The sequence below is a fragment of the Brachybacterium subflavum genome (genome assembly GCF_009299795.1).
Lineage (GTDB): Bacteria > Actinomycetota > Actinomycetes > Actinomycetales > Dermabacteraceae > Brachybacterium > Brachybacterium subflavum.
In genome coordinates this window covers 638,678-664,494 of the sequence record NZ_VIGP01000002.1, presented here as the reverse complement: position 1 = coordinate 664,494, position 25,817 = coordinate 638,678, and the positions used below count along the sequence as shown (strand labels likewise).

Annotated in this window: 19 protein-coding genes; 9 read left to right on the top strand and 10 right to left on the bottom strand. The window is 73.2% G+C overall.

The genetic code is table 11. The features are described 5' to 3' along the window. Positions 1-87 precede the first annotated feature (87 nt). Both FHG10_RS06740 and FHG10_RS06735 read right to left on the bottom strand, forming a co-directional pair. On the bottom strand, positions 88-603 hold the full coding sequence (locus FHG10_RS06740) for an MFS transporter (protein WP_152352528.1): 516 nt from the start codon (positions 601-603) through the stop codon (positions 88-90). Next, positions 600-1,556, bottom strand: coding sequence for an MFS transporter (locus tag FHG10_RS06735; protein ID WP_152352527.1), 957 nt, complete (start codon positions 1,554-1,556; stop codon positions 600-602). Before FHG10_RS06735 ends, FHG10_RS06740 begins: the two co-directional genes overlap by 4 nt. 129 nt (positions 1,557-1,685) lie before the next feature. Between FHG10_RS06735 and FHG10_RS06730 the strand changes: the two genes are divergently transcribed. Together FHG10_RS06730 and FHG10_RS06725 are read left to right on the top strand one after the other, a co-directional pair. Next, a complete protein-coding gene (locus tag FHG10_RS06730) occupies positions 1,686-2,387 on the top strand; it encodes a TetR/AcrR family transcriptional regulator C-terminal domain-containing protein (RefSeq protein ID WP_152352526.1) in 702 nt (233 codons plus the stop codon). 94 nt (positions 2,388-2,481) lie between these two features. After that, positions 2,482-6,009, top strand: a complete 3,528-nt coding sequence (locus tag FHG10_RS06725) for a DNA polymerase III subunit gamma and tau (RefSeq protein WP_152352525.1) — start codon at positions 2,482-2,484, stop codon at positions 6,007-6,009. Positions 6,010-6,018: 9 nt separating this feature from the next. Here FHG10_RS06725 and FHG10_RS06720 read toward each other — a convergent pair whose 3' ends face one another. Further along, complete coding sequence (locus FHG10_RS06720) at positions 6,019-6,537, bottom strand: GyrI-like domain-containing protein (protein WP_152352524.1); 519 nt, start codon at positions 6,535-6,537, stop codon at positions 6,019-6,021. A 108-nt stretch (positions 6,538-6,645) separates the two neighbouring features. On the opposite strand from FHG10_RS06720, the gene recR reads away from it, so the two are divergent. Together recR and FHG10_RS17915 are read left to right on the top strand one after the other, a co-directional pair. Further along, complete coding sequence (recR, locus tag FHG10_RS06715; protein ID WP_152352523.1) at positions 6,646-7,239, top strand: recombination mediator RecR; 594 nt, start codon at positions 6,646-6,648, stop codon at positions 7,237-7,239. A gap of 10 nt (positions 7,240-7,249) precedes the next feature. Next, a complete protein-coding gene (locus FHG10_RS17915; RefSeq protein WP_193636217.1) occupies positions 7,250-9,058 on the top strand; it encodes a hypothetical protein in 1,809 nt (602 codons plus the stop codon). A 104-nt stretch (positions 9,059-9,162) separates the two neighbouring features. Here FHG10_RS17915 and FHG10_RS06705 read toward each other — a convergent pair whose 3' ends face one another. Beyond that, positions 9,163-10,350 carry an ABC transporter permease gene (locus FHG10_RS06705; RefSeq protein ID WP_227488083.1) on the bottom strand — a complete coding sequence of 396 codons (1,188 nt, stop codon included), beginning with the start codon at positions 10,348-10,350 and terminating at the stop codon, positions 9,163-9,165. After that, entirely contained in the window at positions 10,347-11,504 is a 1,158-nt protein-coding gene (locus tag FHG10_RS06700) for an ABC transporter ATP-binding protein (RefSeq protein WP_227488082.1), read from the bottom strand. The genes FHG10_RS06705 and FHG10_RS06700 overlap by 4 nt, the downstream gene beginning before the upstream one ends. Before the next feature lie 318 nt (positions 11,505-11,822). Here FHG10_RS06700 and FHG10_RS06695 point away from each other — a divergent pair, with 318 nt between their 5' ends. From FHG10_RS06695 to FHG10_RS06680, 4 genes are all read left to right on the top strand, one after another. After that, the gene (locus FHG10_RS06695; RefSeq protein WP_227488081.1) at positions 11,823-14,057 is read left to right on the top strand and encodes an NAD(+) synthase; all 2,235 of its coding nucleotides are present in this window, start codon (positions 11,823-11,825) and stop codon (positions 14,055-14,057) included. A gap of 140 nt (positions 14,058-14,197) precedes the next feature. After that, positions 14,198-15,160 carry a metal ABC transporter solute-binding protein, Zn/Mn family gene (locus tag FHG10_RS06690; RefSeq protein WP_152352521.1) on the top strand — a complete coding sequence of 321 codons (963 nt, stop codon included), beginning with the start codon at positions 14,198-14,200 and terminating at the stop codon, positions 15,158-15,160. After that, positions 15,157-16,020 (top strand): metal ABC transporter ATP-binding protein, encoded by an 864-nt coding sequence (locus FHG10_RS06685; protein ID WP_152352520.1) that lies wholly within the window; start codon positions 15,157-15,159, stop codon positions 16,018-16,020. Before FHG10_RS06690 ends, FHG10_RS06685 begins: the two co-directional genes overlap by 4 nt. Further along, positions 16,017-16,868, top strand: a complete 852-nt coding sequence (locus tag FHG10_RS06680) for a metal ABC transporter permease (protein ID WP_152352519.1) — start codon at positions 16,017-16,019, stop codon at positions 16,866-16,868. The genes FHG10_RS06685 and FHG10_RS06680 overlap by 4 nt, the downstream gene beginning before the upstream one ends. A 244-nt stretch (positions 16,869-17,112) precedes the next feature. Here the strand turns inward: FHG10_RS06680 and FHG10_RS06675 are convergent, their stop codons facing one another. Then, entirely contained in the window at positions 17,113-19,680 is a 2,568-nt protein-coding gene (locus FHG10_RS06675) for a family 78 glycoside hydrolase catalytic domain (protein WP_227488097.1), read from the bottom strand. 37 nt (positions 19,681-19,717) lie between these two features. Beyond that, positions 19,718-20,503: a type I methionyl aminopeptidase gene (gene map, locus FHG10_RS06670; RefSeq protein WP_152352517.1), complete on the bottom strand. Its 786-nt coding sequence runs from the start codon at positions 20,501-20,503 to the stop codon at positions 19,718-19,720. 417 nt (positions 20,504-20,920) lie between these two features. On the opposite strand from map, the gene FHG10_RS06665 reads away from it, so the two are divergent. Further along, on the top strand, positions 20,921-21,544 hold the full coding sequence (locus FHG10_RS06665) for a DedA family protein (protein WP_152352516.1): 624 nt from the start codon (positions 20,921-20,923) through the stop codon (positions 21,542-21,544). 19 nt (positions 21,545-21,563) lie between these two features. On the opposite strand, the gene FHG10_RS06660 is transcribed toward FHG10_RS06665, so the two are convergent. The 3 genes from FHG10_RS06660 to FHG10_RS06650 form a co-directional block, all read right to left on the bottom strand. Beyond that, positions 21,564-23,027 (bottom strand): sulfatase family protein, encoded by a 1,464-nt coding sequence (locus FHG10_RS06660; RefSeq protein ID WP_152352515.1) that lies wholly within the window; start codon positions 23,025-23,027, stop codon positions 21,564-21,566. A 109-nt stretch (positions 23,028-23,136) separates the two neighbouring features. Next, positions 23,137-24,237, bottom strand: a complete 1,101-nt coding sequence (locus FHG10_RS06655; RefSeq protein ID WP_193636216.1) for a glycoside hydrolase family 172 protein — start codon at positions 24,235-24,237, stop codon at positions 23,137-23,139. After that, complete coding sequence (locus tag FHG10_RS06650) at positions 24,234-25,700, bottom strand: sulfatase family protein (protein ID WP_152352514.1); 1,467 nt, start codon at positions 25,698-25,700, stop codon at positions 24,234-24,236. Before FHG10_RS06650 ends, FHG10_RS06655 begins: the two co-directional genes overlap by 4 nt. Positions 25,701-25,817 lie beyond the last annotated feature (117 nt).

Genomic DNA, 25,817 nt, shown 5'->3' with positions numbered 1-25,817 from the left:
CCTCGCGCCCAGCGGGAGGCAGGGCCCGACGGGTCGGGCCGGCACCCGACGGGCCGGGCCGGCACCCGCCCGTCGGGCCCGCTGCGCTCAGTGCTCCTCGGCGTCCTCCGCGGCGCGCTGCGGCAGGAAGCGCAGCAGCCCGATCGAGAGCAGGATCAGCACCACGTTGATCGCGAGGGCCGCCTCGAGGCCGTGGGCGAAGCCCAGCACAGGGGAGGCGGTGCTCGCGGCGATCGCGAAGAACAGCGAGCCCAGCGTGGAGACGCCCAGGGCGGCCGAGATCTGCTGGACCGAGGTCAGGGCGCCCGAGGCCGACCCCGCTTCCGCGTCCGTGACGCCGGTGATGATGATGGAGAACGTCGGCCCCATCCCGATGCCGATGCCGAGCCCCGCGATGAGCATCATCGGGGTGAGCAGCCAGGCGTTCACCGTCGTCCCCTGCGCGGCGACCCCCAGCAGGGTGAGCAGCTGGCCGAGCGCGGCGATCACCATGCCGATCGCCATCGTGCGGCGGGTCCCGCCGAGCTTCCCGGCGACGACCATGCCCACCATCATGCCGAGCGCCTCGGCGATGGTGACGATCGAGGTGAGCAGCGGGCTCACCCCAGCCCCATCTGCAGGAAAAGCGCGGTGAGCATGCCGATCGCGCCGGTGCCCCCGAAGAAGACGAGCATGATCGCCAGGCCCGCGAGGAACGTGCGGTTGCGGAACAGGCTGGGCTCGATGAGGGCGTCGCGTCCGGCGCGCGAGCGGCGGCGCTGCTGGAGGAGGAAGACGCCGAGCAGGGTGATGCCGGCGGCGAGCATGGCCAGGGTCCACGCGGGCCAGCCCAGCTCGCGGCCCTCGACCAGCGGGTAGACGATCGCGGCCATCGCCGCGGCGCTGAGCACGGCGCCCGTCCAGTCCAGGGAGAGGGAGCGCGCGGAGTCCTCGCGAGGCAGCAGACGGATGCCCGCGACGATCGCGAGCGCGCAGGGGATGACGTTGACCGCGAACAGGGAGCGCCAGCTGAGGCCGAAGGGGTCGAGGTCCATGAGGACGCCCGCGAGGATCGGGCCGCCGATGCCGGCGACCATCATCATCGGCCCGAACAGTCCGAAGGCCTTCGCCGCGTGCTCCCCGGGGAACAGGGTGCGGATCATGCCCATGCCCTGCGGGAGCATGAGCGCGCCGAGCAGGCCCTGGAGCACGCGGCCCAGGATCAGCACGCCGGCGACGGGGGCGCATGCCGAGAGCAGCGAGCCGAGCGTGAAGCCGACCATGCCGATCAGGAACAGGCGGCGCTTGCCGAACATGTCGCCGAGGCGCCCGCCGATCAGCAGGCCCGAGGCCATCGAGAGGGTGTAGGCGGCGGCGGTCCACTGCAGCAGGGCGGGTCCGCCCTCGAGGTCGGCCAGCAGGGCAGGCCCGCCGATGGACGTGATCAGGGCGTCGAGCCCGTCGAGCATCTCGGCCACCAGGATCACGACGAGGGCGAGCCAGGACGAGCGGGGGATCGGCGGATCGGAGGAGGGCGGTGCGACGACCGCGGAGTCGGTGAGGGGCGAGGTGGTCATGAGGGGCTCCTGGGAGGGGTGGGATCGGCCGTCGGGGAACGCTGTTCAACCGTGGCCGAACACTGTTCGGACAAGACGAACAGTGTTCTACTCCTGAACGGTGTTCGGCGCAAGGGGTAGGCTCGGCCCATGGATCGCCGCCAGTTCCCGCTCCCGCCGCGGACCCCCGGCCCGCCGCCCAGGCCGCCGCGTCCGCCCAGGGCGCGGCGCGTCCTTGACGCCGAGCAGATCATCGATGTGACCCTGCGCATCATCGACGTGGACGGCACCGACGCGGTGACGATGCGCCGTCTCGCCTCCGACCTGGGTGTGACGGCCTCGAGCCTCTACCAGCACGTGCGCAGCAGGGAGGACCTGCTGGCCCTCGCCCACGGCCGGGTCAGCGAGGAGGTGGGCCCCGTGCCCGACACGGGTGATCTCCGCGCCGACCTCCGCGAGCACTACCTGCGCATGCACCGGGTGCTCACCGCGCACGGGGACATCGCGCGCCTGGACTTCGCGGCGGTGCCCTCGGGGATCGGCGACTTCGAGGATCTCGAGGTGCTGCTGGGACGGCTGCTCGACGCGGGGATCGGGTCCCGCCGGGCGATGTGGGCGGTGGACCGCCTTCTCCTCTACACCGCGGCCGATGTCTATGAGAACTGGCTCTTCCGCACGCGCACGGCACCGGAGATGGAGGCCTGGACCATGCGCGTGCGCGCGCATCTGGAGAGCGGCGGCGAGAACCCGTTCCCGCGCGTCACCTCCCTGATGGGGACGATGGCGGAGGGTGGCGTCGAGGAGCGCTACCTGCTGGGCCTCGACCTCCTGCTGGACGGTCTGCTGCCGTAGCGCAGGGGCCGACGGCCGGGCCTCACGAGTCCTCCCCAGTCCCCGCTCGTGCACAGCGGCGCCGAGGGTCCCACCGCCCCGTTAGCCTTGTCGGGTGGTCACCGCTCTGTACCGTCGCTACCGCCCTGAGTCCTTCGCCGAGGTCATCGGCCAGGACCACGTCACCGTGCCGCTCATGCGCGCCCTGCGCAACGGCCGGGTGGGCCATGCCTACCTGTTCTCGGGTCCGCGCGGCTGCGGCAAGACGACATCGGCCCGCATCCTCGCGCGCTGCCTGAACTGCGAGCAGGGGCCGACGGACACCCCGTGCGGCGAGTGCGACTCGTGCCGCGACCTCGCGCGCAACGGCCCCGGCAGCCTCGACGTGGTCGAGATCGACGCCGCGAGCCACGGCGGTGTGGACGATGCCCGCGAGCTGCGTGAGCGGGCGACCTTCGCGCCCGCGCGCGATCGGTTCAAGGTCTTCATCATCGATGAGGCGCACATGGTCACCTCGGCGGGATTCAACGCGCTGCTGAAGCTCGTCGAGGAGCCTCCTGAGCACGTGAAGTTCGTGTTCGCGACCACCGAACCGGACAAGGTCATCGGCACCATCCGCTCGCGCACCCATCACTACCCGTTCCGGCTGATCCCGCCGCAGGTCCTCACGCCGTACCTCGAGCAGGTCTGCGCCGCCGAGGGCGTGCAGGTCGGCGAGGGCGTGCTGCCGCTCGTGGTGCGCGCGGGCGGCGGCTCCGCACGCGACACCCTGTCCGTGCTCGACCAGCTGATGGCCGGCGCCGGCGAGGACGGCGTGGACTACGAGACGGCGATCAGCCTGCTCGGCTTCACCGACACCTCCCTGCTGGACGAGGCGATCACCGCCATCGGCCAGCGCGACGCCGGGACCCTCTACCGGGCCATCGAGCGGGTCCTGGAGACCGGCCACGAGCCGCGCCGCTTCGTCGAGGACCTCCTGGAGCGCCTGCGCGACCTCATCGTGCTCGCGGCCGTCCCGGAGCGCGGCCACGAGCTGCTGCCCGAGGTCCCCGACGCCGAGCTCGAGCGCATGCGCGAGCAGGTCGGCTGGTTCCCCGTCGCCGATCTCTCGCTGAGCGGCGACCTCGTGAACCAGGCGCTCAGCACCATGTCCGGGGCGACCAGCCCGCGCCTGCACCTCGAGCTGCTCGCGGCGCGGCTGCTGCTGCGCGGCCAGCAGGTCGCCGCGGCTCCCGTCGCCGGTGCCGCCCCCGGCGGTGCGCCGGGCGGAGCCCGAGCCGCTGGTGCGGGCGCTGGTGGTACAGGATCTCCCGGTGGAGCGCCCGCAGGTCGCAGCGGGGCCGCCGCCGCGCGCGCCGCGCTCCCGAACGCGGGTGGGAACGCGCAGGCCGGTGAGGGGCAGGGCCGCAGCGCACAGGGCGGCTGGGCACAGTCAGGATCCGGCCGCGACGAGGCCCGCAGGATCGCCCAGCAGCACTCCGCCTCCGGGCAGAGCCGCGGCGCGAGCGCGGCGTCGGCCGCTCCTGCGCCCGCCCCCGCTCCTGCTGCTGCGCCCGAGGCCTCGCGCCCGTCGGCGGAGGAGTCGGCGCCCGCACGATCCGCGCAGACCGCGCCCTCGGCCGCGCCGAACGAGCCGGCGCCGGAGGAGCCGCAGAGCTCGCCCAGCGCGTCCGCTGGCGCCACCGTCGAGCAGCCCGCGCCCGCGGCCGACGACGACTGGGGCCCGGTCGCGGCGATCCCCGGGAGCAGGACGGCAGGCGGTCGGCCCGCCGAGGCGTCCGGTTCTGGCGCCCCGACGCCCGCGGCCGTGCCCACGCAGCCCTCCGCTCCTGCCCAGAGCGCCGACGAGCCCAGTTCCAGTGCATCCAGCTCCAGTGGATCCAGCTCCGACGGACCCAGTTCCGGCGGGCCCAGCTCCGGCGGACCCAGTTCCGAGGCGCAGCCCGCCCAGGCGGCTCAGCCCTCATCCGGTGGAGGTGCGCAGGAGGTCCGTGAGCACTGGTCGGCGATCCTCGAGGCGCTGCAGCAGATCCGTCGGCCCTCATGGGCGCTCGTCTCCCAGCACGCGCACGTCGCCGACTTGAGCGGCGGCAGGCTGACCATCTCCTTCCGCTCCGGCGGGCTGCTCAGCGCCTTCGGGCGCGGCACCGGTGCGGAGAACCTCGCGCGAGCCGTGCGGAAGATCATGCACCAGGACGTCACCGTGGAGGCGGTGCTCGACGAGAACCCCTCGGACGACGGCCCCGCCGGCGGTTCGGGTGGCGGCAGCGGACCGGGCAGCTCCGGCGGACCCGGCGGACCCGGCGGGGGAGCATCGGGAGCACCCGACGCCCCGGCTCCCCGGGGCGCGCAGAGCGAGGGGCAGAACGCTCCTCGCGGCGCTGCGGCCCCCGGTCGGCAGGATCCGCGACCGCAGGCATCCCCCGCGCGCCCCCAGTCCACTTCTCAGTCCTCGTCCCAGGCCTCGTCCCAGGCCCCGGCGCAGAACCTCTCCGCCGCCGAAGCCGGCGGCAGGGCGCCCCGCGGCGGATCCGCCCCGTGGGCAGACGCGGCGCCGCAGGACGACTTCCCGCCGGAGCCCGACGACGACCCCTACCCACCCGAACCCGAGGACTCCTACCCGCCGGATCCGCGGGACGCCTTCACCCCCGGCCCGGCCGATCGGCCCGTGGCGAGGCCCGCCTCCGCGCGCCGGGCCACGGCACCAGGGGCCGCAGCGTCCGAGACCGCTGCGCCCAGGACCACGGGGACGTCGCCTGTGCCGCCGGAAGGCTCCCCAGGTCAGCGGAGTGCCGACGTGCAGGACGCGCCGGTGCAGGACGCGACCGCACCCGGCGCCGGGGAGGACAGCCCCCTCGCGTCGACCGGCGAGATGCTCGAGGTCCACGACGAGGGCCGTGACGCGCTCGCCGGCGACGTCCCGCGCACCCACGGGCAGGCCGCACTGAAGAAGGCGATCGAGACCGGTCGTCCCGTCCGCTCCCTCCCGCCCCTCGGCGGACAGGACGACAGCACGAGTGGTGGCAGCGGCGGCGACACCGGCGACAGCGATGGCGGCGGCAACGACATGGGTGCCGGTGGCAGCGGCGTCGACATCAGCGCCAGCGGAGACGGGGCGCAGGCCCCGGCGGCCGTCGAGGCCTCCGCCCCCGCTCCCGTCCCCGCGCCGTCGCCGTCGGCGGAGCCCCCGGAGGGTCGCGCATCGGCACCGTCTGCACCCTCTGCATCGTCGGAAGCGGACTGGTCGTCGGCCCTGTCCTCCGTCGCCCCTCCCGCCGGATCCGCGACCTCCGCGGCGTCCGCCACCTCCGCGGCCCAGGCTCCCTCGACTGCCTCCGCCCCGTCAGCTTCCGCCCCGTCGGCCTCGGCGTCCTCGGCCGCACCCGCCCCGGCGACCCGCTCGACGGGTGCCGCGCTCGCGCGCGAGGCCGCACTCGCCTCCCGCAGCCAGCCGGTGCAGCGGCGCGGCTCGGCCGCCGAGGCGGCGCCCGAGCCCGACCCTCAGGACGAGGACCCCACGGGCGGAGCCACCTGGTACGACGAGGACGTGGACGCCGGGCAGGTCGCCACGCGCAGCGGCCGCGAGATCGCCGAGACCGTGCTGGGCGGCAAGGTCCTGGAGATCATCGACGAGACCCGGTGAGGCCCGGCGCTACTCCTCGAGCAGCGAGAACAGATCCGTGCGCAGCGTGGACGGGTCCTTCGTCTCCGCGGGGTTGGACACGTAGAGCTCCCAGATCGGGAAGCGCGACTGCTCGCCCGCCTCGCCGACCGCCTCCATGAACGCGCCCCACGCATCGCCCAGCGCGCCGTAGCCGCCCAGATGGCTGAGCATCGCGACGCGCCCCGCAGGCAGGCTCGAGGCCTCCGCGGTGAAGCCGCTCGGCAGCTCCAGGGGGCTCTCCAGCACGCCGTCGACGGGGAAGCCGACCTCGAGATCGGCCGTGTCCACGGGGAACCGGTGGTGCAGGGCGAACGCCGCGCCCGTCGGACGGATCCTGCTCTTCGCGAGAGCGCCCGCGAGATGCGAGAACACGCCGTCCATCAGCTGAGGCAGCTTGAACACGGGGAAGTCCTCGCGGCGGACCACCACGGTGCGCACGGCGGGGGCTTCCGCGATGCGCAGCTCGGTCACCGGGGCATCGGCGTCGTACGGGGCGGGCAGGGACATCGCGGCTCCTTCGTCGATCCTGCGCCCACCGTAGCCGCGTGATCGGCCCCTCGCGAACGCCGGGCGCGCATGCCCTGGGACGTCAGCCCCCTCGCCTAGAGTGGCAGGGTGTACGAAGGCATCGTCCAGGACCTGATCGACCAGCTCGGCAAGCTGCCCGGGATCGGTCCCAAATCCGCGCAGCGCATCGCGTTCCATCTCCTGGACGCCGACGAGCAGTCCGTGCGCGCGCTCGCCGACGTGCTCATCCGCGTCAAGGAGACCGTGCGCTTCTGCGAGATCTGCGGGAACGTCTCGGCCGAGGAGCGCTGCCGGATCTGCACCGACCCGCGCCGCAGCGACGCCGTGATCTGCGTGGTCGAGGAGTCCAAGGACATCGTCGCCATCGAGCGGATCCGCGAGTTCAAGGGCCGCTACCACGTGCTCGGCGGCGCGATCGACCCGATCGGCGGCGTCGGCCCCAACGACCTGCGCATCGCCGAGCTCATGAAGCGCCTGGGCAGCGGGGAGACCGAGGAGGTCATCCTCGCCCTCGACCCGAACGTGGAGGGCGAGGCCACCAGCGCCTACCTCTCGCGCCTGCTCGGCTCCATGGACATCACCGTCACCCGCCTCGCCTCCGGGCTGCCCGTCGGCGGCGACCTCGACTACGCCGACGAGCTCACCCTGGGGCGCGCCTTCCTGGGGCGCCAGAGCGTGTGAGGGCGCAGCGATGACCCAGCCGCCCTCGCAGCCTCCGCACCCCTCGTACTCCCCGCCTGCATCGCATCCAGCGTCGGGGCCCGCGCCCGTCTCCCCTGACGTCCCGAGCGCCTCCTGGTCCTCCACGGCCGGCGGTCGCCCGCCCCTGCTGCGCCTGCCCGAGCCCCGCCGCGTGCCGCCCACCGACCCCGCATCCGTGCTGCCGGAGGAGTACCTCCTGGACTCCCGGCGCGACCTGCTGCGGCGCCTGGTCCGGCGCAGCTGGGCGGCGGCCCTCGTGCTCTGGCCCCTGTGGCTGTGCCTGGTCGCGCTCTACGTGCTGGGCACCTCGCCCACCTTCTGGCTGCTCTCGCTGCTCGCCGCGATCGCTGACTCCTCCGCGCTGCGCCAGACCACCGTGATGATGGGCTTCAGCGGCAGCGGGCTCCTGGTCGCCTTCCTCGGCCTGCCCCTGCTGGCGAGCGCGCTCTCCCTGCTGCTGCTCCCGGTCTCCGCGGCATGGGCGGGCAGGATCCGGCCCCGCGAGCTGCTGGACGAGAGGGCCTTCCAGCGGGCGGTCTCCCTGCGCGCCGCCCTGCCGCTGATCGCCCCCGCCTACGCGGTGATCACCCTGCTGGTCCTCGCCGTGATGGTGCAGGCGCCCCTGCAGTGGGACGGGCTCAGCGCGGGCGCCCTCAGCTCGCTGGCCCTGGGGATCGGCCTGTGCATGATCGTCCAGGCCATCCTGCGACGGGTGCTCTCCGCGCCCCGTCTGCTGGGCGTGCCCTCACCCGGCGAGCTCGAGCGCACGGCCATGATCGGGCCGCGCGAGGAGCGCCCCGAGGCCGCCGGCCGCCTGCGCGCACAGGATCGCCGCCACCTCCCGCCGCACCGCGAGGAGTTCGGCCCGGCGCCGGTGCTGCGCGCCCTGCGCGTGACGGCGCGCGGCTGGTGCCTGTGGGTGGTCCCCGCCGGGCTGGGACTCGCGTGGATCGTCTTCGCGATCACCGACGTGGTCGTGCTCTTCTCCCGCATGAGCTCGGTCGGCAGCTGGCAGCAGCAGGCCCCCGCGCAGCTGCCCTGGCAGCTGCTCGTGATCTCCGTGCCCCTGGGCGCGCTCACCGCGCTGGGACTGGGCCTCGCCCCGCTCGCGGCGATCCGCACCAGCCGTTCCCTGCGCGGGCGCGTCACCGACCTGCGCACCCATCCGACCTGGTCGGACCGGGTGGCCGTGAACCCGTGGGAGGGCGCCGTCGCCACCCGCACGGGCCTCGCACAAGCAGTGGTGGTGCTGCTCGCGGTGGTCGTGCTGGGCATGGCGCTGGCCCTCGCAGGCGCGCTCACCGCCGTGGGATGGGTGTGGCTCGTGCTCGACGTGCTCGTGCTGGCCCCGTTCGTCGGCGTCGCGGGCACCTGGGCCATGCGCCGCCACCTGCGCTATGTGGTCTACGGGCGGGCAGGGGCGTTCATGCGCCGTCGCACCCCGTGGGCGATGGTCGCACCGCTGTTCGGCACGCGCGCCGACCGCGCCGAGGACCCCGTGGTGCTCGCCGAGATCCGTCGCCGCCGTCGCGCCGAGGTCGGCGAGCACGGGCTCGAGCCCGTCGGCCCCGATGCGGACGGGGAAGCGGGATACGGCGGGTCCGGCGGGTCCGGTGGTGCTGCGGGCACCGGCGGCGCGGGGTCGACGGGATCGGGCGCGACGGGCGCACCTGGAGTGGGCGACGAACCCGTCGGCCTTCCGGACTTCGGCGCCGAGGACGGTGGCCCGACCAGCGGGGGCGGGCGGGGGCCCGGACATGCCATCCCGGGGTCGACCACCGAGCTGCGCGAGCGCTGAGCGCACACCGGGCCCGGACAGGGAGGTCGGGCCCGTCGGCCCCGTCGGCCCGCCCGACCACCTGGCCACCCGGCCACCTGGCCGCCCGACCGCCTGACCCGAGATCAGGCGATGCGCTCGCCGCGGCCCATGCGGCGCTGCGGCGTGGCCAGGCGCCGCACCGTGAAGGCGAGTCCGCCGGCGCCCGCGAGCACCCACACGCCCAGGCCCATCGGCCAGACGGGACGGTCCTGCGGTCTGCCCAGATCCGTCGGGTATCCGGGCGCGTCCTCGTCGTAGCACTCGTTGAAGTTCGAGGCATGCGTGGGATCGGCGGCGTAGCGGATGCCCAGCGAGATCGTGCTCAGCAGGTCGAACGACGCGGGATCCTCCCCCGAGGCGTCGAGATCGAGCGACGGCGCCATGTCCGCCACGAGCACCATCGGGTTCGGCCACATGAGCACGAGCGGGATGTCCGTGCGCACCACGTCGCGCTGCTGCTGGCGGGGGACGCACTGGCCGACCTGGTCGTTCTCCGCGTCGTAGGACTGCTCGTAGACGGTGACCTCGCGATGCTGGACGAGCAGCACCGAGCTCGCGCCCCAGATGATCGGCAGCACGAAGGTGGTTCCCAGCACCACCAGATAGGCGAGGACCACGGAGCCCAGCTGCCTCGAGGCGAGCGCGGACAGCCCGATGCCGACGGCCGTGATGCACAGGGCGATCGCCGCGATCATCACGAGCACGCGCAGCACGTACAGCGGGGAGATCTGGCCGATCAGCGCCGTGGGCAGCAGGGCGGGCAGCGCGGCGGCGATGAAGGCGAGGCCCGTGACCCAGCCGGCCGCGAGCTTGCCCAGCGCGATCTCCATGGGCGTGAGCAGCGAGACCTGCAGGATCGCGAGCGTCCCGGTGCTGCGCTCGCCGTTGATCGCGCCCGCGCTCAGCGCGGGCAGCACGAGCATCATCGCGAACACGAGGAACAGCACGATCAGCGAGTAGACGACCCGGGAGACCCCGGCCATGTCCCCGAAGGCCTGCGTGTTCAGCCAGAACGCGCCCAGCACCAGTGCGCTCGTGCCGGTGAGCACCACGAACCACACCGCGAGCGCGATGTACCAGCGCACGGAGCGGACCTTCTGGCGCAGCTCGAGCCCGGCCATCAGCGCGACGCCGCGCGGGGTCGCGGCCCAGGCGGAGCGGCGCGGGCGCGCGGCGGGGCCGGGGGCAGGGGCCGACGGCGGCTGGTCGACGGTCTGATCCGGTCCCTGGTGGGAGGGCTCGGGCGCGGGAGGCGGGGCGGTGGTGCTCACAGGGATCCCTCCCGACGTGCGGCGTCGGTGCGCAGATAGGCGGCCTCGAGGCGACCGGTGGTGGGGGAGAAGCCGACGACCTGCGCGTCCTGGGCGACCAGGTCCCGCAGCAGCCGCGCGGCGGTCGCCTCATCGGGCAGGGCCATGAGCGCCTCGGCGTGGCCGCTCGTGGTGCGCTCACCCTCGCGCACCTCGATGCGGTGGACGTTCAGGGCTCTCAGCGCCGCGTCGAGCGCGGCGGCCGAGAGGGCCTCGATGCGCCAGGTGCGGGGGCGGTGGGCGAGGTCGCGCAGGCTCGCGGAGTCCACGACCTCGCCGCGGTCCATGAGCACCACGGCGTCGGCCATCTCCTCGAGCTCGGAGAGGATGTGGCTGGAGATCAGCACGCATGCCCCGGCCTCCGCACGCGAGCGCAGCACGTCGCGCAGGCGGCGCCGGGCGGCCGGGTCGAGTCCCGAGGCGGGCTCGTCGAGGATCAGCACGCGCGGCTCGTGGATCAGCGCGCGGGCCAGCCCCAGGCGCTGCTTCTGCCCGCGGGAGAGCACATGGGCGCGCTGCTCGGCCAGGGACCGCAGGTCGAGCTCGTCCAGCAGGCGCTCGATGCGCTCGCGCGCGACCTCGCGCGGCAGGAAGTACGAGGAGGCGATGACCTCGAGGACCTCCCGCACGCGCAGCGAGTCCCACGCGCCGAACTGGTCGGGCATCCAGCCCACCATCGCCTTCACGGCGGTCGGGTTCTGCGCCGGGTCGACGCCGCCGATGCGGATGTGGCCGGCGTCGGGCGCGAGCAGCGCCGCGAGCATGAGCATGAGCGTCGACTTCCCGCACCCGTTCGGCCCGACCAGCGCCGTCACCGACCCCGCCTGCGCCGAGAAGCTCAGCCCGCGCACCGCGTGCACTGCGCCGAAGGATCGCGAGACGCCCGCGGCGATGATCGCCGGCGGGACGGCCGAGGCATCGCTCGGCTGCTGTCGCGACGACGGGGCGGTGGGGTGCTGGGGATCCGAGGTAAGGGGGCGGTCGTGGACCGACGGGACGGCGCCGTCGGGGCCCGACGGGATGGTGCCGGGGGCCGGCGGCTGACGCACGGAGCCGTCGGTCGACGGCGGGGAGTCGCCGGTCGGCGGCTCGAACGAGGGCAAGGAGGTGCTCACGCCTTCGATCCAAGCAGGTGGGGAGACCGCCGTCACGGGGATCCTGCGAATACGGGGGGCACGAGCAGGGGAGGAGCTGGGGAGGAAGCGTGAAGGAGGCCCGGCGGACGCGTCCTGCGGCAGCGGCGGGCCGGCGGTCCGGCGCTGGGCCAGGACAGGCATCCCGTGAGCCGTGAGCCGAGCTCCCTCCGCCGTGATCCGTGGGTGCAGGGATGGACCGAGGTGGCCGACGGTCGGACGCGCGTGAGCCGCTCGGCCGTGCAGTCCGGCCGGTCGGTGGCAGCGGCACCCGGCACGGGGCCTGGGTACGCTGGGCGCGTGACCTCGCAGACCAGCGCCACCACCCCTTCCGACGCCGCGCCGGCCATGTCGTCGGATGCCGTTTCCGGCGGCCCGTCGGCCACCCCGACCAGCCCGACCGGCCCGTCGGCCGCCTCGACCAGCCCGACCGGCCCGTCGGCCGCCCCGTCGACCTCGATCTACGGCCACGGCTTCGCCCGGGTGGCCGCGGTGACGCTGCCGGTCGCACTCGCGGACCCCGCGACCAATGCCCAGCGCCACCTCGAGGCCCTCGCGGACCTCGACGAGCAGAAGGTCGCCGTCGCGGTCTTCCCCGAGCTGAGCCTCACCGGCTACTCGCTCGACGACCTGGTGCTGCAGGACCCGCTGCTGGACGCGGTCGAGGAGGCCATCGGCACCCTCGTCGAGGCCAGCCGCGAGCTGCTGCCGCTGATCGTGGTCGGGGCGCCGCTGCGCTGGCGCTCGCGCGTCTTCAACACGGCTGTGATGATCCATCGCGGCCGGATCCTCGGCGCCGTGCCCAAGGCGAACCTGCCCACGTACCGCGAGTTCTATGAGCGCCGCTGGTACGCGGCCGGCGACGACGTGGTCGGCGAGCGGATCACGCTGCGCAGGGCGGGCGAGGCGGGGGCCGACGTTCCCTTCGGCGTGCGCCAGCTCGTGGACGTCGTGGACCTCCCCGGCCTCGTGCTGCACGTGGAGATCTGCGAGGACATGTGGGTGCCCGTGCCGCCGTCGGCAGAGGCCGCGCTCGCCGGCGCCACGCTGCTCGTGAACCTCTCGGGCTCTCCGATCACCGTGGGCCGCGCCGAGGACCGCAAGCTGCTGGCCCGCAGCGCGTCGGCCCGCTGCCAGGCCGCCTACGTCTACGCGGCCGCCGGCGAGGGCGAGTCCACGACCGATCTCGCCTGGGACGGGCAGACCTTCGCCTACGAGTGCGGCGACCTGCTGGGCGAGTCCGAGCGCTTCCCGCAGGGCACTGCCGCGACGATCGTGGACGTCGACCTCGACCGGATCGTGGGTGAGCGCCGCCGCCAGGGCACCTTCGACGACAACCGTCGGGCGCTCGGCACGAGCGACCTGTTCACCACCCACCGCGAGCGGCTCGGGATCGAGAGGACGGCGGGGGCGGGGGCCGACGCCACCGGCCCCGTCCGTCGGCCCCTGCACCGCTTCCCCTTCGTGCCCGACGATCCCTCGCGCCTCGCGCAGGACTGCTATGAGGCCTACAGCATCCAGGTCGCGGGGCTCGTCCAGCGCCTGCGGGCCATCGGCGGCGACAAGGCGGGCGGCACCAAGCCGGTCATCGGCGTCTCCGGCGGCCTGGACTCCACGCACGCGCTCATCGTGTGCGCGCGGGCGATGGACCTGCTGGGCCGCGACCGCTCCGAGATCCTCGCGTACACCATGCCGGGCTTCGCGACCACCGAGCGCACCCGCTCCAACGCCGAGCTGCTGGCCGAGGCCCTCGGCGCGAGCTTCGAGACCATCGACATCCGCCCTGCCTGCACCCAGATGCTCAAGGACATGGGTCATCCCGCGGGCGACGGCGAGCCCGTCTACGACGTGACCTTCGAGAACGTCCAGGCCGGCATGCGGTACGACTACCTGTTCCGCCTGGCCAACCACCACGGCGGGATCGTGGTGGGCACCGGCGACCTCTCGGAGCTCGCCCTGGGCTGGTGCACCTACGGGGTGGGCGACCAGATGAGCCACTACACGGTGAACTCGGGGGTCCCCAAGACCCTCATGCAGCACCTCATCCGCTGGGTGATCCGCGAGGGCATCTTCGACGAGCACACCGGGGAGGTCCTGCAGGCGGTGCTCGACACCGAGATCACCCCCGAGCTGATCCCGCACGCGGAGGGGCAGAAGGCGCAGTCCACCGAGGACTCCATCGGCCCCTACGCCCTGCACGACTTCACGCTCTACCACATGCTGCGCCGCGGCTACGGGCCCGGGAAGATCGCCTACCTCGCACACCAGGCCTGGGGCGACATCGAGGCGGGCGAGTGGCCGGTCGGCTATCCCGAGGAGGACCGCCGCGCCTTCACGCGCGCGGAGATCAAGCACTGGCTGACGGTGTTCGTCCGCCGCTTCTTCTCCAACCAGTTCAAGCGCTCCGCGGTGCCCAACGGCCCGAAGGTCCTGGCCGGCGGCTCGCTGTCCCCGCGCGGGGACTGGCGGATGCCCTCGGACGTGAGCGGCCGCGCCTGGCTCGCCGAGCTCGAGAGGGACGTCCCCGGGGACTGACGGCGGGCCTTCCGGGCGGCCCGACGCGTTCTGTGCGCCACATTCGGCGGTCCGCGCCGTCACCCTTTAATGCGAACGATTATCGTAAGCGTGTCAGTCGGTGCTGCGTGCACCGCCCTCGCCCCTGAGAAGGACACCCCATGAAGCGTCGCTCCCTGCTCCTCGCCCTGCCGTCGGCCCTCGCCGCGACCACCCTCGCCGCCTGCTCCAGCGGGAACGCCTCCGGCTCCGGCTCGGGCTCCGGAACCGGCTCCGACTCGGGATCGGGGTCCGACGGCGGCGGCAGCGGCGCCGCCGTCGCGCTCGTCGCCTCCACGAACGTCTGGGGAGACATCGCCTCCCAGGTCGGCGGGGGCCTCGTCGAGGTGACCTCCCTGATCACCGACCCGGAGGCCGACCCCCACGAGTACGAGGCCTCGACCCGCAACCAGCTCGCCCTGAAGAAGGCCCAGATCGTGCTCGAGAACGGCGGCGGCTACGACGACTTCGTCGCGCGCATGCTCTCCTCCGCCGGGAACTCGTCGGCCACCGTGCTCGACGCGGTCACCATCTCCGGCTACACGGCCCAGAAGGGCGAGGAGCTCAACGAGCACGTCTGGTACGACTTCCCGACCGTCCGCAAGGTCGTCGACGAGCTCATCAGCGCCCTCAGCAGCGCCCACCCCGAGGGCAAGGCCGACTTCGAGGCCAACGGCAAGCAGCTCGCGAGCGCGATCGAGGACCTCGAGGGCCGCGAGAAGGACCTCTCCGCGAGCGCGAAGGGCAAGGGCGTCGCCATCACCGAGCCCGTCCCGCTGTACATGCTCGAGGCCGTCGGCCTCACCAACCGCACCCCGGAGGAGTTCAGCGAGGCCGTCGAGGAGGGCGACGACGTCTCCGCGTCCGTGCTCAAGGAGACCCTCGACCTGTTCGCCGACCACGAGGTCGACCTGCTCGCCTACAACGAGCAGACCGCGGGACCGCAGACCGAGCAGGTGAAGAAGGCCGCCGAGGACGCGGACGTGCCCGTCGTCGGCGTCACCGAGACCCTGCCCGACGGCAAGGACTACGTCGCCTGGATGAGCTCCAACCTCGACGCGCTCGAGGACGCGCTGGGCAAGTGACGGACGGCAACGACCCCGCCGCACCGCCCCTGCTCACCCTGCGCGGGGCGACCAAGCGCTTCGGGGACCGCGTGCTGTGGCAGGACGTCGACCTCGACGTCCGCCGCGGCGAGGTCATCGCCGTGCTGGGCGCGAACGGCTCGGGCAAGTCCACTCTGCTGCGCGCGATCCTCGGCCTCGAACCGCTGAGCGCGGGCAGCATCCGCCTGCTCGGCCGCGAGGTGGGGCGCGGGAGCCGGCGCATCGGGCTCGTGCCGCAGCAGCGCCTGGCCGACGACGGGCTCCCCCTGCGCGGCCGTGACCTGGTGCGCCTGGGGCTCGACGGCGACCGCTGGGGCCTGTCCCTGCCGCGCCGTGCGGCCCGCGAGAGGGTCGACGAGCTGCTCGCCGCGGTCGGCGCGAGCCGCTACGCCGACGCCCCCGTCTCCCGCCTCTCCGGCGGCGAGCAGCAGCGGCTGCGGATCGCGCAGGCCCTCGCGGCCGACCCCGACCTGCTGCTGTGCGACGAACCGCTGCTCTCCCTCGACCTCCCGCACCAGCGGATGGTCGCCCGCCTCGTCGACGACGCCCGCACCCGCCTCGACCTGGGCGTCCTCTTCGTCACCCACGACGTGAACCCGATCCTGGACATCGTGGACCGCGTCCTCTACATCGCCGGATCCCGCTTCCGCATCGGCACACCCGACGAGGTGCTGCGCTCGGACGTCCTCAGCGAGCTCTACGGCGTCCAGGTCGACGTGCTGCGCCTGCACGGCCGCGTCCTCGTCGCGGGCGTCCCCGACCACCAGCACCATGACGACGACGCCGTGCTCGCCCCGCGCGCAGCCGACGACCACGCACAGGCAGGAGGGTCCCGATGAGCGACCAGCTCTCCCAGACCCTCTCCCAGGTCGTCGACTTCTCCGACTACGCGGAGCTGCTGCCGCTGCTGCGCAACACGATCATCGCCTGCATCGCCCTCGGGGCCGTGGGCGGGCTGATCGGCGTGTTCGTGATGATGCGCGACATGGCCTTCGCCGTCCACGGCATCAGCGAGCTGTCCTTCGCCGGCGCCTCCGTGGGGCTGCTGCTCGGTGCGGGCGTGGTGCCCGGCTCGCTCATCGGCTCGATGCTCGCGGCGCTCGTGATCGGCGTGCTGGGATCCCGGGCGCGCGACCGCAACTCCGCGACCGCGGTGCTCATGCCCTTCGGGCTGGGGCTCGGCATCCTCAGCCTGTCCCTCTACTCCGGACGCGCCTCGAACAAGTTCGGCCTGCTCACCGGGCAGATCGTCGCGATCGACACCCCGCAGATCACCTCGCTGCTCGTGATCTGCGCGCTCGTCGCCGCAGGGCTGCTGGTGATCTGGCGGCCGCTGCTGTTCGCCTCCACCGATCCCGTCACCGCCCAGGCCCGCGGCGTGCCCACGCGCGCGCTCTCGGTCGTGTTCATGGTGCTGCTGGGAGCGGCCGTCGCGGTCTCCGTGCAGATCGTCGGCGCACTGCTCGTGCTCTCGCTGCTGGTCACCCCGGCGGCGGCCGCCATGCGCCTGAGCGCCTCGCCCGTGCGGGTGACGCTGCTGTCGGTCGCCTTCGCGCTCGCCGCCTCCGTGGGCGGCGTGCTGCTGGCCGCAGGCAGCTCCGTGCCCATCAGCCCCTTCATCACCACGATCTCCTTCGTGATCTACGGCGTGTGCCGCCTGGCCTCCGGGGCGCGCGGCCGCAGGTGAGGGGTCGGTCGGTCCTGGGACTGGACGAGGCCCTGGGGTCGGAAGGCGGACGGCGGAGGACGGAAGGGGTGGAGGAAGGGGGACTTCGCAGGCATCCACCCTCGCGATCTCCGGGGTCTCCGGTGCGTGTGTGCACTTCGCGTAGTCATAGGTCGGGTCACCTCGTATATGACACGTCACCCGACCTCCTGCTACGCCAAGTGCACGGGATGTTCGCGGACCTCCGCCCGCCGCGGCCCGCTCCTCACAGCTCCCAGCGGTGCTCGCCCGGCCCGACCTCGAGGCGGCGGCCGTCCGGCAGATGCACGAGCGCCCGGGAGCCATCGGGCACCGTGAGGTGGACCGTCGAACGGGAGATGCCCAGGTCGCAGGCCCCATCCGCGTCACCACACAGATCCCCGTCGGCCCCCTGCACCCAGCCCGCCCGGATCCCGCGATGCTCGACCGCGAGGCGGTCGATCCCAGGGACGAGGACGGGCCGCAGCTCGAACGTCGCCCAGTCCGGAGCGGTCCGGTGCAGGCCCACCAGGTCGCGGGCCACGAAGTCCACGCCGGCGCCCATGAAGTAGTGGGCGCGCGAGCGCACGGGCTCGACCCACATCTCCAGCAGGGTGCGGTGGCCCGCGAGGCGCCAGCTCTCCCAGCTGGGCGGCGCGGGATTGCGGGCGACCGCGAGCGCCAGGTCCGTGCGACCCGCCTGCACGAGCACGCCGCCCAGGTGCGCCATGCCCAGGCAGCCGGCGTCGTGGTGGTCGCCGCGCGCGCGGATGTCCTCGACCAGATGCGCGCGGACTGCGTCGACGTGCCCGGCGGGGACGATCCCGGAGGCCAGGGCCAGGATCTGCGGGGTCTGACGGAAACCCGGGTCCGTGGGGACACCCGGGCCCGAGCGGGCAGGCGATTCCGGCGGGGCAGAAGCCGCGTCACCGTCGGCGAGGCGGGGGCTCCCATGCAGAGGCGCCGAGGCGAACAGCGAGCGCTCGGCGTCGAAGAAGACGCGCAGCACGTGGGCGGCGAGCTCGTCGCGGGCGCGCGCATAGCGTTCGCGATGGATGCTGCGGCCCGCGCGCGCGATCACGTCCAGCGCCCGGTGCAGCAGCAGCGAGGACTCCAATCGCACGTCCTCGGGCGGCGGGCCGTCGGCCCCGGGGGAGAGGTAGTCGCCCAGGATCCCGACCGCGAGGCCGTCCGCGTCGAGCCGTCCCAGCTCGACGTCGAGATAGTCCTCGACGGCCTCGCCGTGGATCGGCCACAGGTCCAGGCCGTACTCGCCCTCGAGCGCGTCCACGAGCACCGGGTACAGCGTCGTCCACTCGGGCGCGGGCGCGCATTGGCCGTCGCCGTAGCCCCATCCGGCCGACGGCACGATCACGGGCAGCGACCCATCCTCACGCTGCGCGTCCAGGAAGTCGTCGAGCCAGCTGGTGAGGAAGCGTCGCAGGTCGAAGCGGGTGAGCAGGGCCGGCAGAGCCACCTGAGCGTCGCCCGTCCAGCCGTTCTTCTCATAGGTGGGGGTGTCCGTGAGCACCCAGTGCAGGTTCGCGCGCACGGTCGCGACGAAGGCCTCCTCGAGCCACGCGAGGGTCGGGTCCGAGCTCTCCGTGCCGCCGACGAGCGGCACGCCGGCCCAGGCGGCGCGGCCCAGGATCTCCGCGTCCCGGCCCGGCACGGCGCCCCGCACCTCGACGTACCGGAACCCCTTGTAGGTGTGGTGGGACTCGAAGGGGCGGCCCTCGAGCGCCACCTCGTCGCGCTGGAAGCGGCCGGTGGGGATGAAGGCGTTCTCGGCGATCACGGAGCCGTCGTCCGCGAGGCGCTCGCCGTGCACGAGGGTGACCTCGAGGCGCTCGTCCGTGAGCGGCTCGAGACGCGTCCAGCCGGCGACGACGCGTCCCAGGTCGCCGACGAAGCGTCCGTCGCCGAGGTCCGTCCAGGTCGGCAGCAGGGTCTCCTGCCCGAGGATCGGCTCTGCCATCGCCTCGCGCAGCGGCAGCCCGGCGGTCGGGATCTCGCGGGCGGCGCGCGGGCGGGGCAGCGCGGCCGACGGGGCGGGGTCGGGGGCGAGCACCGTGACGGGAGCCCACTGCGAGGAGGCGTGAGTGTCGTGGGAGCCGGGGCATTCGGAGTTCTCGGTGTCCCCGGTGCCCTCGTCGTCCTCGGAGTCCTCGAAGCCGGGCTCCCGCCAGCCGTGGGGTTCGAGGGCCTCGTCCCAGGTCTCGCCCTCGTACAGGCTGTCGAAGCGCAGCCCACCGGTCCCGCAGCGCCACGTCTCGTCGGTGGGCAGCACGTGCTCGCTTCCGTCCTCGCAGGTCACGTGGAGCTCGGCGGTCAGACGCGGGGAAGCGCGCCAGGGCGCCTCCGACCACATCCAGACCTCGGGCGAGTGCAGGTCGAAGAAGCCTCGTCCGAGCTCCGCGGCGAGGCAGACCCGCGTCGACCCCGCCGCCTGCGCGGTCACGTCCCAGCTCACCGCGCGGGCGGCGACCGCGGCGTTCGTGAGCCCCGGCGCGAGACGCTGCTCGCTCGCCGGGTGGCCGTTCACCCAGGCCAGCACGGTGCCGAGCCCGGAGACGTGCAGCGTGGCGCGGGCGATGGGAGAGGGCAGGTCCCATGCGCGGCGGAAGATCGGGGCCGCGTGCGGATCCGCGACCCCCGGAGAGGCGGTGATCCAGGCGGCCTGCCACACGTCCGGCAGCGGGATCCTCGGGCGGAGGGTCTCGAGGCCGTGAGCGGGGCCGGGACCGCGAGAGGGGCCGTGCTCGGCGGGCGGCGGAGAGGTCGGTGCGGAGATCGGTGGGGACGGCGTCGTCATCACGCGCTTCAGCGTAGTGCGCGCCGCCGTGCGGAGGTCAGCTGCTGGCGCCGGGCGCGAGGGTCATGATCTCGGCGCCGTCCGCGGTGATCGCGATCGTGTGCTCGGTGTGGGCGGTGCGCGCGCCGGTCACGCTGCGCAGGGTCCAGCCGTCCTCGGGATCGGTGACCAGCTCATCGGTGTCGACCATGATCCAGGGCTCGAGCGCGAGCAGCATGCCGGGGCGCAGGCGCAGCCCGCGGCCGGGGCGGCCGTCGTTGGCGACGTGCGGGTCCTGGTGCATCGTGGTGCCGATGCCGTGGCCGCCGAAGTCCATGTTGATCGGGTACCCGGCGCCCGTGAGCACCTGGCCGATGGCATGCGAGACGTCGCCCAGTCGCGCATCCGGGCCGGCGGCCTCGATGCCGGCCGCGAGCGCCCGCCGGGTGGTCTCGATGAGGGCGGTGTCCTCGGGGTCGCGCTCCTGGCCGACCACGAAGCTGATCGCGGCGTCGGACGCGATGCCGTCGAGGATCACGGCGAGGTCGAGGGTGAGCAGGTCGCCGTCGGCGAGGACCTGGTCTCGGGGCATGCCGTGCAGCACGGCGTCGTTGACCGAGGTGCAGATCCAGTGGCCGAAGGGGCCGTCGCCGAAGGAGGGCGCGTAGTCGACGTAGCAGGACTTCGCGCCGGCCTCGAGGATCATCTCCTTCGTCCACTCGTCGATCTCCAGCAGGTTCGTGCCCACCCGGGCGCGCTCGCGCATGGTCTGGAGGATGCGGCCGACGAGCGCCCCCGTCGCGCGGGCGCGGGTGATCTCGGAGGGGCTGAGGATCTCGATCATGGGGGCCTTCCTGGGCGGGACGAGTGCGGTGCGGCGGCGCGAGGCGAGAGGGGGGAGGTGGGAGCACCGCGTGCCGGGCGTGAACAATCTATCCGTCCGGCGGCCCGTCCATCAGGGCGCGGCCGTGCGAGTCCGGCCACGTGCGGGGCACGCCCGAGGAGTGCGCGGGGCCCGCCCCCACAGCTTCTGCACAGTCCTCGCATGACGCCTGCACCACGAGCGCTCGCAGAATCGGACACCGTGGCGGAAGATGGAGGCGGCGTCCGTGCGTCCCGCCGCGCGCGACCCGCCGCGCGCGACCCGCCCCGCGCGACCCGCCCCGCGCTGTGCGCGGCGCCCGCGCCGGACTCACCGGCATCCTGCGCACCGCGCCCCGACATCGACACGACCACGAGACGTGACCACGGAAGAGGCCCCATGGACCTGCTGCACATGCTGATGGATCCCACGCAGCTGCTGGAGCGCTTCGGCGCCGCCTTCTGGTGGGTCGCCCACGCGATCGTCTTCATCGAGTGCGGACTGTTCTTCCCCATCCTTCCCGGCGACTCCCTGCTCTTCGCCGTCGGCATGTTCTCCCACGGCGGCGGTCTCGGCGTCCCGCTCGCGCTGTCCCTGGTGACCCTGTGCGTCGCCGCGTTCGCCGGCAACGTCGTGGGATACGAGATCGGCCGGGCGGTGGGCGAGAAGCTCTATGAGCGCGACGGACGCCTCCTCAAGCGACGCTACTTCGACCGCACCATCGAGTTCTTCGACCGCTACGGCCGGCGCGCTCTCGTGATCGGGCGATTCGTGCCGATCGTGCGCACGTTCATCACCGTCGTCGCCGGCGTCGGCCAGATGCAGCGGAGCATCTTCTACACGTGGTCCGCGATCGGCGCCGTGCTGTGGGTCCTGCTGATCACGATGCTCGGGTACGCGCTGGGCGGCGTGGCGTTCATCCGCGAGAATCTCGAGGTCGCCGTCCTGGCGCTGGTGTTCGTCTCCGTCGTGCCGATGGTCGTCGAGGGTCTGCGCCGGCAGCTGAAGGCACGTCGGGCATAGCGCACCCGGCCCCGCACCCTCACGCCACGCAGGTGCGGGCCGTGGCCTCGATGTGGGCGCGCAGTCGGCGTGCCTCGCTCTCCCGTCCGTGCTCGCCCAGCAGTCGCATCCACTGCTCGAGCTGGACGTAGCGGTAGGGCCCACCGCCGGCGAGGATCTCGTCGAGCGGGTCGGGCAGGTCGGTGCGGGCCAGCTGCTCCCGGCGCCACGCGACGAGCTCCTCCTCCAGCTCGGCGACGGTGCCCGGGTGGGCGTCGGCGACGTCGTCGATCTGGTGGACGTCCTCGGCGTCGTACAGGGACGTGGGGCGGTGCTCGAACACCCCCGGATGGTACGTGCGCTGGTAGAGCCACTGCGGGGTCCGCACGACCCGCTGGGCGCAGTACAGTCCGTGGTCCCACACCAGCTGGTCGCGTCCGCTCCACCCGCTCTCGCCGCGCACCGCGGGGGCGAAGGAGCGCGAATCCCAGCCCTCGGGCACCGGCACTCCCAGTAGATCGCAGATCGTGGCGTCCATGTCGAGCTGGTAGGTCAGGCCCTGCTGTCGATGCGCCGGCGCTCCCGGCCAGTGCACGATCATCGGGACGTGGTGGACCGCGTTCGCGGCCGACGTGTGGTCGCCGTACACGGACTGCTCGCCGAGCGCTTCCCCGTGATCGGCGCTGAGGATGATCGCCGTGTCCTCGAGGACGCCCAGCAGGTCGAGCTCGTGCAGGAGCATGCCGATCTGGTCGTCGAGGTAGCGCACGGCGCCGTCGTAGCCGTCGAAGAACCGGTGCGCGTCCTCGAGGTCGTCGATGCGGCGGGGCATCGACGGCGTGGGGGCGTCCTCACGCCGACGGCCCGGGAAGAGCTCCTGCGGACTGTAGGGGGCGGCGCTCTCGCGGTGGGCGGCCACCCGCTCCGGGGTGAGCCAGGAGGGGATCGGGGCGTGCTCGACCTCTCGCGCCCAGCGCTCGGGCATCGTGTAGTTGCGATGGGGCTCCCAGTACTGCACGTGCAGGAAGAGGTCGGGCGTGGTGCGGATCTTCTCCCGCAGCCACGGGATCACCGCGGCGTTCACCTCGTCCGCGTCCTCGTCGCCCTGCTTGAGTGTGAACGTGTTCATCTGCGACCAGCCCGCGCCGAACCAGAACATCTGGTGACGGTCCATGAAGGAGGAGAAGCTGACGGTGGACACGCCGTTCTCGCGCAGGTGCCTGGTCAGGGTCGGGGCGTCGCGGAAATAGGTGTGGGCCTGCCCGGGGAAGCGGAAACGGCTGCCGGGGCCCCAATGGGTGAGCACACCGTGGCGGATGCCGAACACGCCGCTCATCAGGCATCCGCGCGACGGGCCGCACGGCGAGCTCGAGGAATAGGTCTGCTCCATGACCGTGGAGCGCTCGGCCAGCGCGTCGATCGTCGGGCTGGTGGGGCGTTCGTAGCCGTGGGCCCCCAGATGGTCGGGTCGCAGGGAGTCCACGTCGATGTACAGCACCCGCATGGGTGATCAGCTCTCCTTCCGGATGTCCGATGGTCCGCAGTCCCGGGGTCGGGAGGCCCGGGGTCGGCAGCCTCGGGGCCGGAGCCCGGCCGGGGCGCCGCGCACGGCCTCACAGGGTCTCGAGCTCGTCCGCGGTCGGCGGCGCCGGGCGCGCGGCGGAGGTGCGGTCGAGATAGAACAGGGCGGTCGAGGCGATGTCGTCGTGGCGCTGGAGGTAGCGCCCGCCCTCGCGCCAGCCGAGGGCCTGCACCTGGACCCGCAGATCGGTGGCGAAGCGGATCGGGTCCGGCACGTGCCACCGGTACATGGCGAAGCGCTGCTGGCTCTCGTACAGCCCGTCCGGCCGGATGATCTGGTGGAGCCCCAGATAGGGAGTGGAGAACGCCTGATAGCCCTCGGAGGGGACGTGGAAGTCCCAGGCGCCCCCGAAGTAGTCCTCGGTGCCGGTTCCGTTGATGGTGGGGTGCTCTTGATCGCCGTCGAGGAAGAACTTCATCTCCCCTTCGCCCCACCAGCCGCGGCTGTTCACGCCCCAGGCCAGGGAGGTGCCGACGTAGTGGCCGCGGCCCTCGACCCCCGCCACGAGCACGTGCTCGTCTCCCGTGGCCAGCGGGTTGCTGCGGCGCCACTGGGCGTGGAACCGCCCCGTGCACCGCTGGGCGGGCTCCTGGTCGTAGGTGATCTCGTAGTAGAGGTTGCGGGGCTGGTCGCCGAGGTTCTCGATGCTCACGCGCGCGCCGTGGGAGAAGGGCATGGGCCAGTAGCAGTTCAGCCCGCCGTTCGGGGCCACGGTCACGGGCACGGAGCTCAGCGGTGCGTACTGCGACCAGCCCTGCGCGAAGAAGTCTCCCAGGGGGACCTCGACCGCCGGCTGCGGATCCCCGTCCCAGTGAAGACGCAGCAGCATCTGGCGCCACGCGGGCTGCGCGGTGGTCAGCCACAGGTGGCGGATGGTGCCGGACCCGGTGATGTCGGCCAGCTCCGCGCGCTCGCCGGGCTCGACGACGATGTTGGGCCGCACCTTCCACCCGGGGCCGAGCTCGCGGGCGAAGCCGGCACCGGGACCGTCGGTCGCGAGTCCGCCGCCGCCGGGGGCGCCGTCCGGGTTCTCCGGTCCGATGGAGCGGGTGAGGGCGCTCGAGAGGGAGGCCAGGCCGGCGAGCCCGCCCGGGCCGATGGTCGCAGGCTCGGTGTCGTGCTCGGCGCTCATCGCTGCGGTCCGATCGGCGAGGACAGGCGCTCGGGCCGGCCGTCGGCGTCCGTGGCGGGGACGTACGGCTCGTCGCCGACCGCCCGCTGCTCCACCGCGAGGCGCTCGATCAGCCCGGCGCGCACCGAGGCGTAATCGGGGTCGTCGGCCACGTTGCACAGCTCCTCGGGATCCTCCTGGAGGTCGTACAGCTCCCAGTAGGGCGGGAAGATGCTGGGCCGGGTCCCCGGCAGACCCAGCCCGTCGTTGTAGAAGCGGATCAGCTTGTAACGCGCCGTGCGGATCCCGTAGTGCGCGAGCGCTCCGTGGATCCCGTCGTCGTTCTCCCAGTAGCGGTAGTAGAAGGCGGGATCGGGGTCGTCGGGGAGGTCCTCGCGCAGAGCCTCCAGGAAGCTGCTGCCCTGCATGCCCGAATCGGGGTCGACTCCCGCTGCGGCCAGGAAGGTCCGGGCGAAGTCGACGTTGGTGACCATGCGCGTGCTGCGCCGTCCGCGCTCGAGGGCGGTGGGCCAGCTGATCAGCAGCGGCATCCGGATGGACTCGTCATACATGAAGCGCTTGTCGAACCATCCGTGGTCCCCCAGGAAGAATCCCTGGTCGGAGGCGTAGGCGCACAGGGTGTCCTCGAACAGGCCGCGCGAGCGAAGGTCCGCCAGCAGCCGGCCGACGTTGTCGTCGACCGACGCCACGCACTCGAGGTAGTCCTGCATGTAGCGCTGGTACTTCCACAGCCCCAGCTGTTCGTGGCTCAGCCCCTCCGGCGGATACTCCTTGACGTCCTCGAGGGTGAGGTGGTCGGCGATCCGCATCGCGGCGCGGTGGGCGGCCGTGCCGCGGGTGGCGTAGTCGTCGTGGAAGGTCGCCGGGACGGGGATCGGGTCCGCGTACAGGCCCCGGTGCGCCCGGTCGGGCTGCCAGGGCCGGTGGGGAGCCTTGTGGTGGACCAGCAGGCACCAGGGGTCGCCCGGGCGCTCCGACTCCCACTGGTCGATCCACTCCAGGGCGAGATCGGTGATGATGTCGGTGGCGTAGCCCGGGCGTCGGCGGTCGCCCTCGGGGGATCGGAACACCGGGTCGACGTACTCGCCCTGGTCATGGAGGATCTCCCAGCGGTCGAACCCCTGCGGCTCGTGGTCGGGGCCCTCGCCGAGGTGCCATTTGCCGACGATCCCGGTGCGGTACCCCTCCTCGTGCAGCCGGGAGACGAACGTGGGCAGCGAGGGGTCCATCGGCGTGGACAGGGTCGTGACGCCGTTGACGTGGCTGTGGGTCCCGGTCAGGATCGAGGCACGGCTGGGCGTGCAGATGGAGTTGGTGCAGAAGCAGTTCTCCATCACCCAGCCCTCGCGGGCGATCTCGTCGAGATGGGGCGTGGTGTTGACGACCGACCCGTAGGCGCCCACGGCATGCGCGGCGTGGTCGTCGGTCAGGATCATCAGGATGTTCGGTCGGCGCTCGGTCATGGGACCTCGGCGTCCTTCCTCAGCGGTGTCGGGCTGATGTGCGGTTGCGGTGTGCGGTGTGCGGTGTGGTGCGCGGGGTGCGGGGCGGCCTCCGTCGGGTCAGGCTCACTCGCCCCG

Coding starts and splice junctions, on each gene's coding strand:
- FHG10_RS06735 (WP_152352527.1), bottom strand. CDS start 1,556: ATGACCACCTCGCCCCTCACCGACTCCGCGGTCGTCGCACCGCCCTCC.
- FHG10_RS06730 (WP_152352526.1), top strand. CDS start 1,686: ATGGATCGCCGCCAGTTCCCGCTCCCGCCGCGGACCCCCGGCCCGCCG.
- FHG10_RS06720 (WP_152352524.1), bottom strand. CDS start 6,537: ATGTCCCTGCCCGCCCCGTACGACGCCGATGCCCCGGTGACCGAGCTG.
- FHG10_RS17915 (WP_193636217.1), top strand. CDS start 7,250: ATGACCCAGCCGCCCTCGCAGCCTCCGCACCCCTCGTACTCCCCGCCT.
- FHG10_RS06690 (WP_152352521.1), top strand. CDS start 14,198: ATGAAGCGTCGCTCCCTGCTCCTCGCCCTGCCGTCGGCCCTCGCCGCG.
- FHG10_RS06680 (WP_152352519.1), top strand. CDS start 16,017: ATGAGCGACCAGCTCTCCCAGACCCTCTCCCAGGTCGTCGACTTCTCC.
- FHG10_RS06675 (WP_227488097.1), bottom strand. CDS start 19,680: ATGACGACGCCGTCCCCACCGATCTCCGCACCGACCTCTCCGCCGCCC.
- map (WP_152352517.1), bottom strand. CDS start 20,503: ATGATCGAGATCCTCAGCCCCTCCGAGATCACCCGCGCCCGCGCGACG.
- FHG10_RS06665 (WP_152352516.1), top strand. CDS start 20,921: ATGGACCTGCTGCACATGCTGATGGATCCCACGCAGCTGCTGGAGCGC.
- FHG10_RS06660 (WP_152352515.1), bottom strand. CDS start 23,027: ATGCGGGTGCTGTACATCGACGTGGACTCCCTGCGACCCGACCATCTG.
- FHG10_RS06655 (WP_193636216.1), bottom strand. CDS start 24,237: ATGAGCGCCGAGCACGACACCGAGCCTGCGACCATCGGCCCGGGCGGG.
- FHG10_RS06650 (WP_152352514.1), bottom strand. CDS start 25,700: ATGACCGAGCGCCGACCGAACATCCTGATGATCCTGACCGACGACCAC.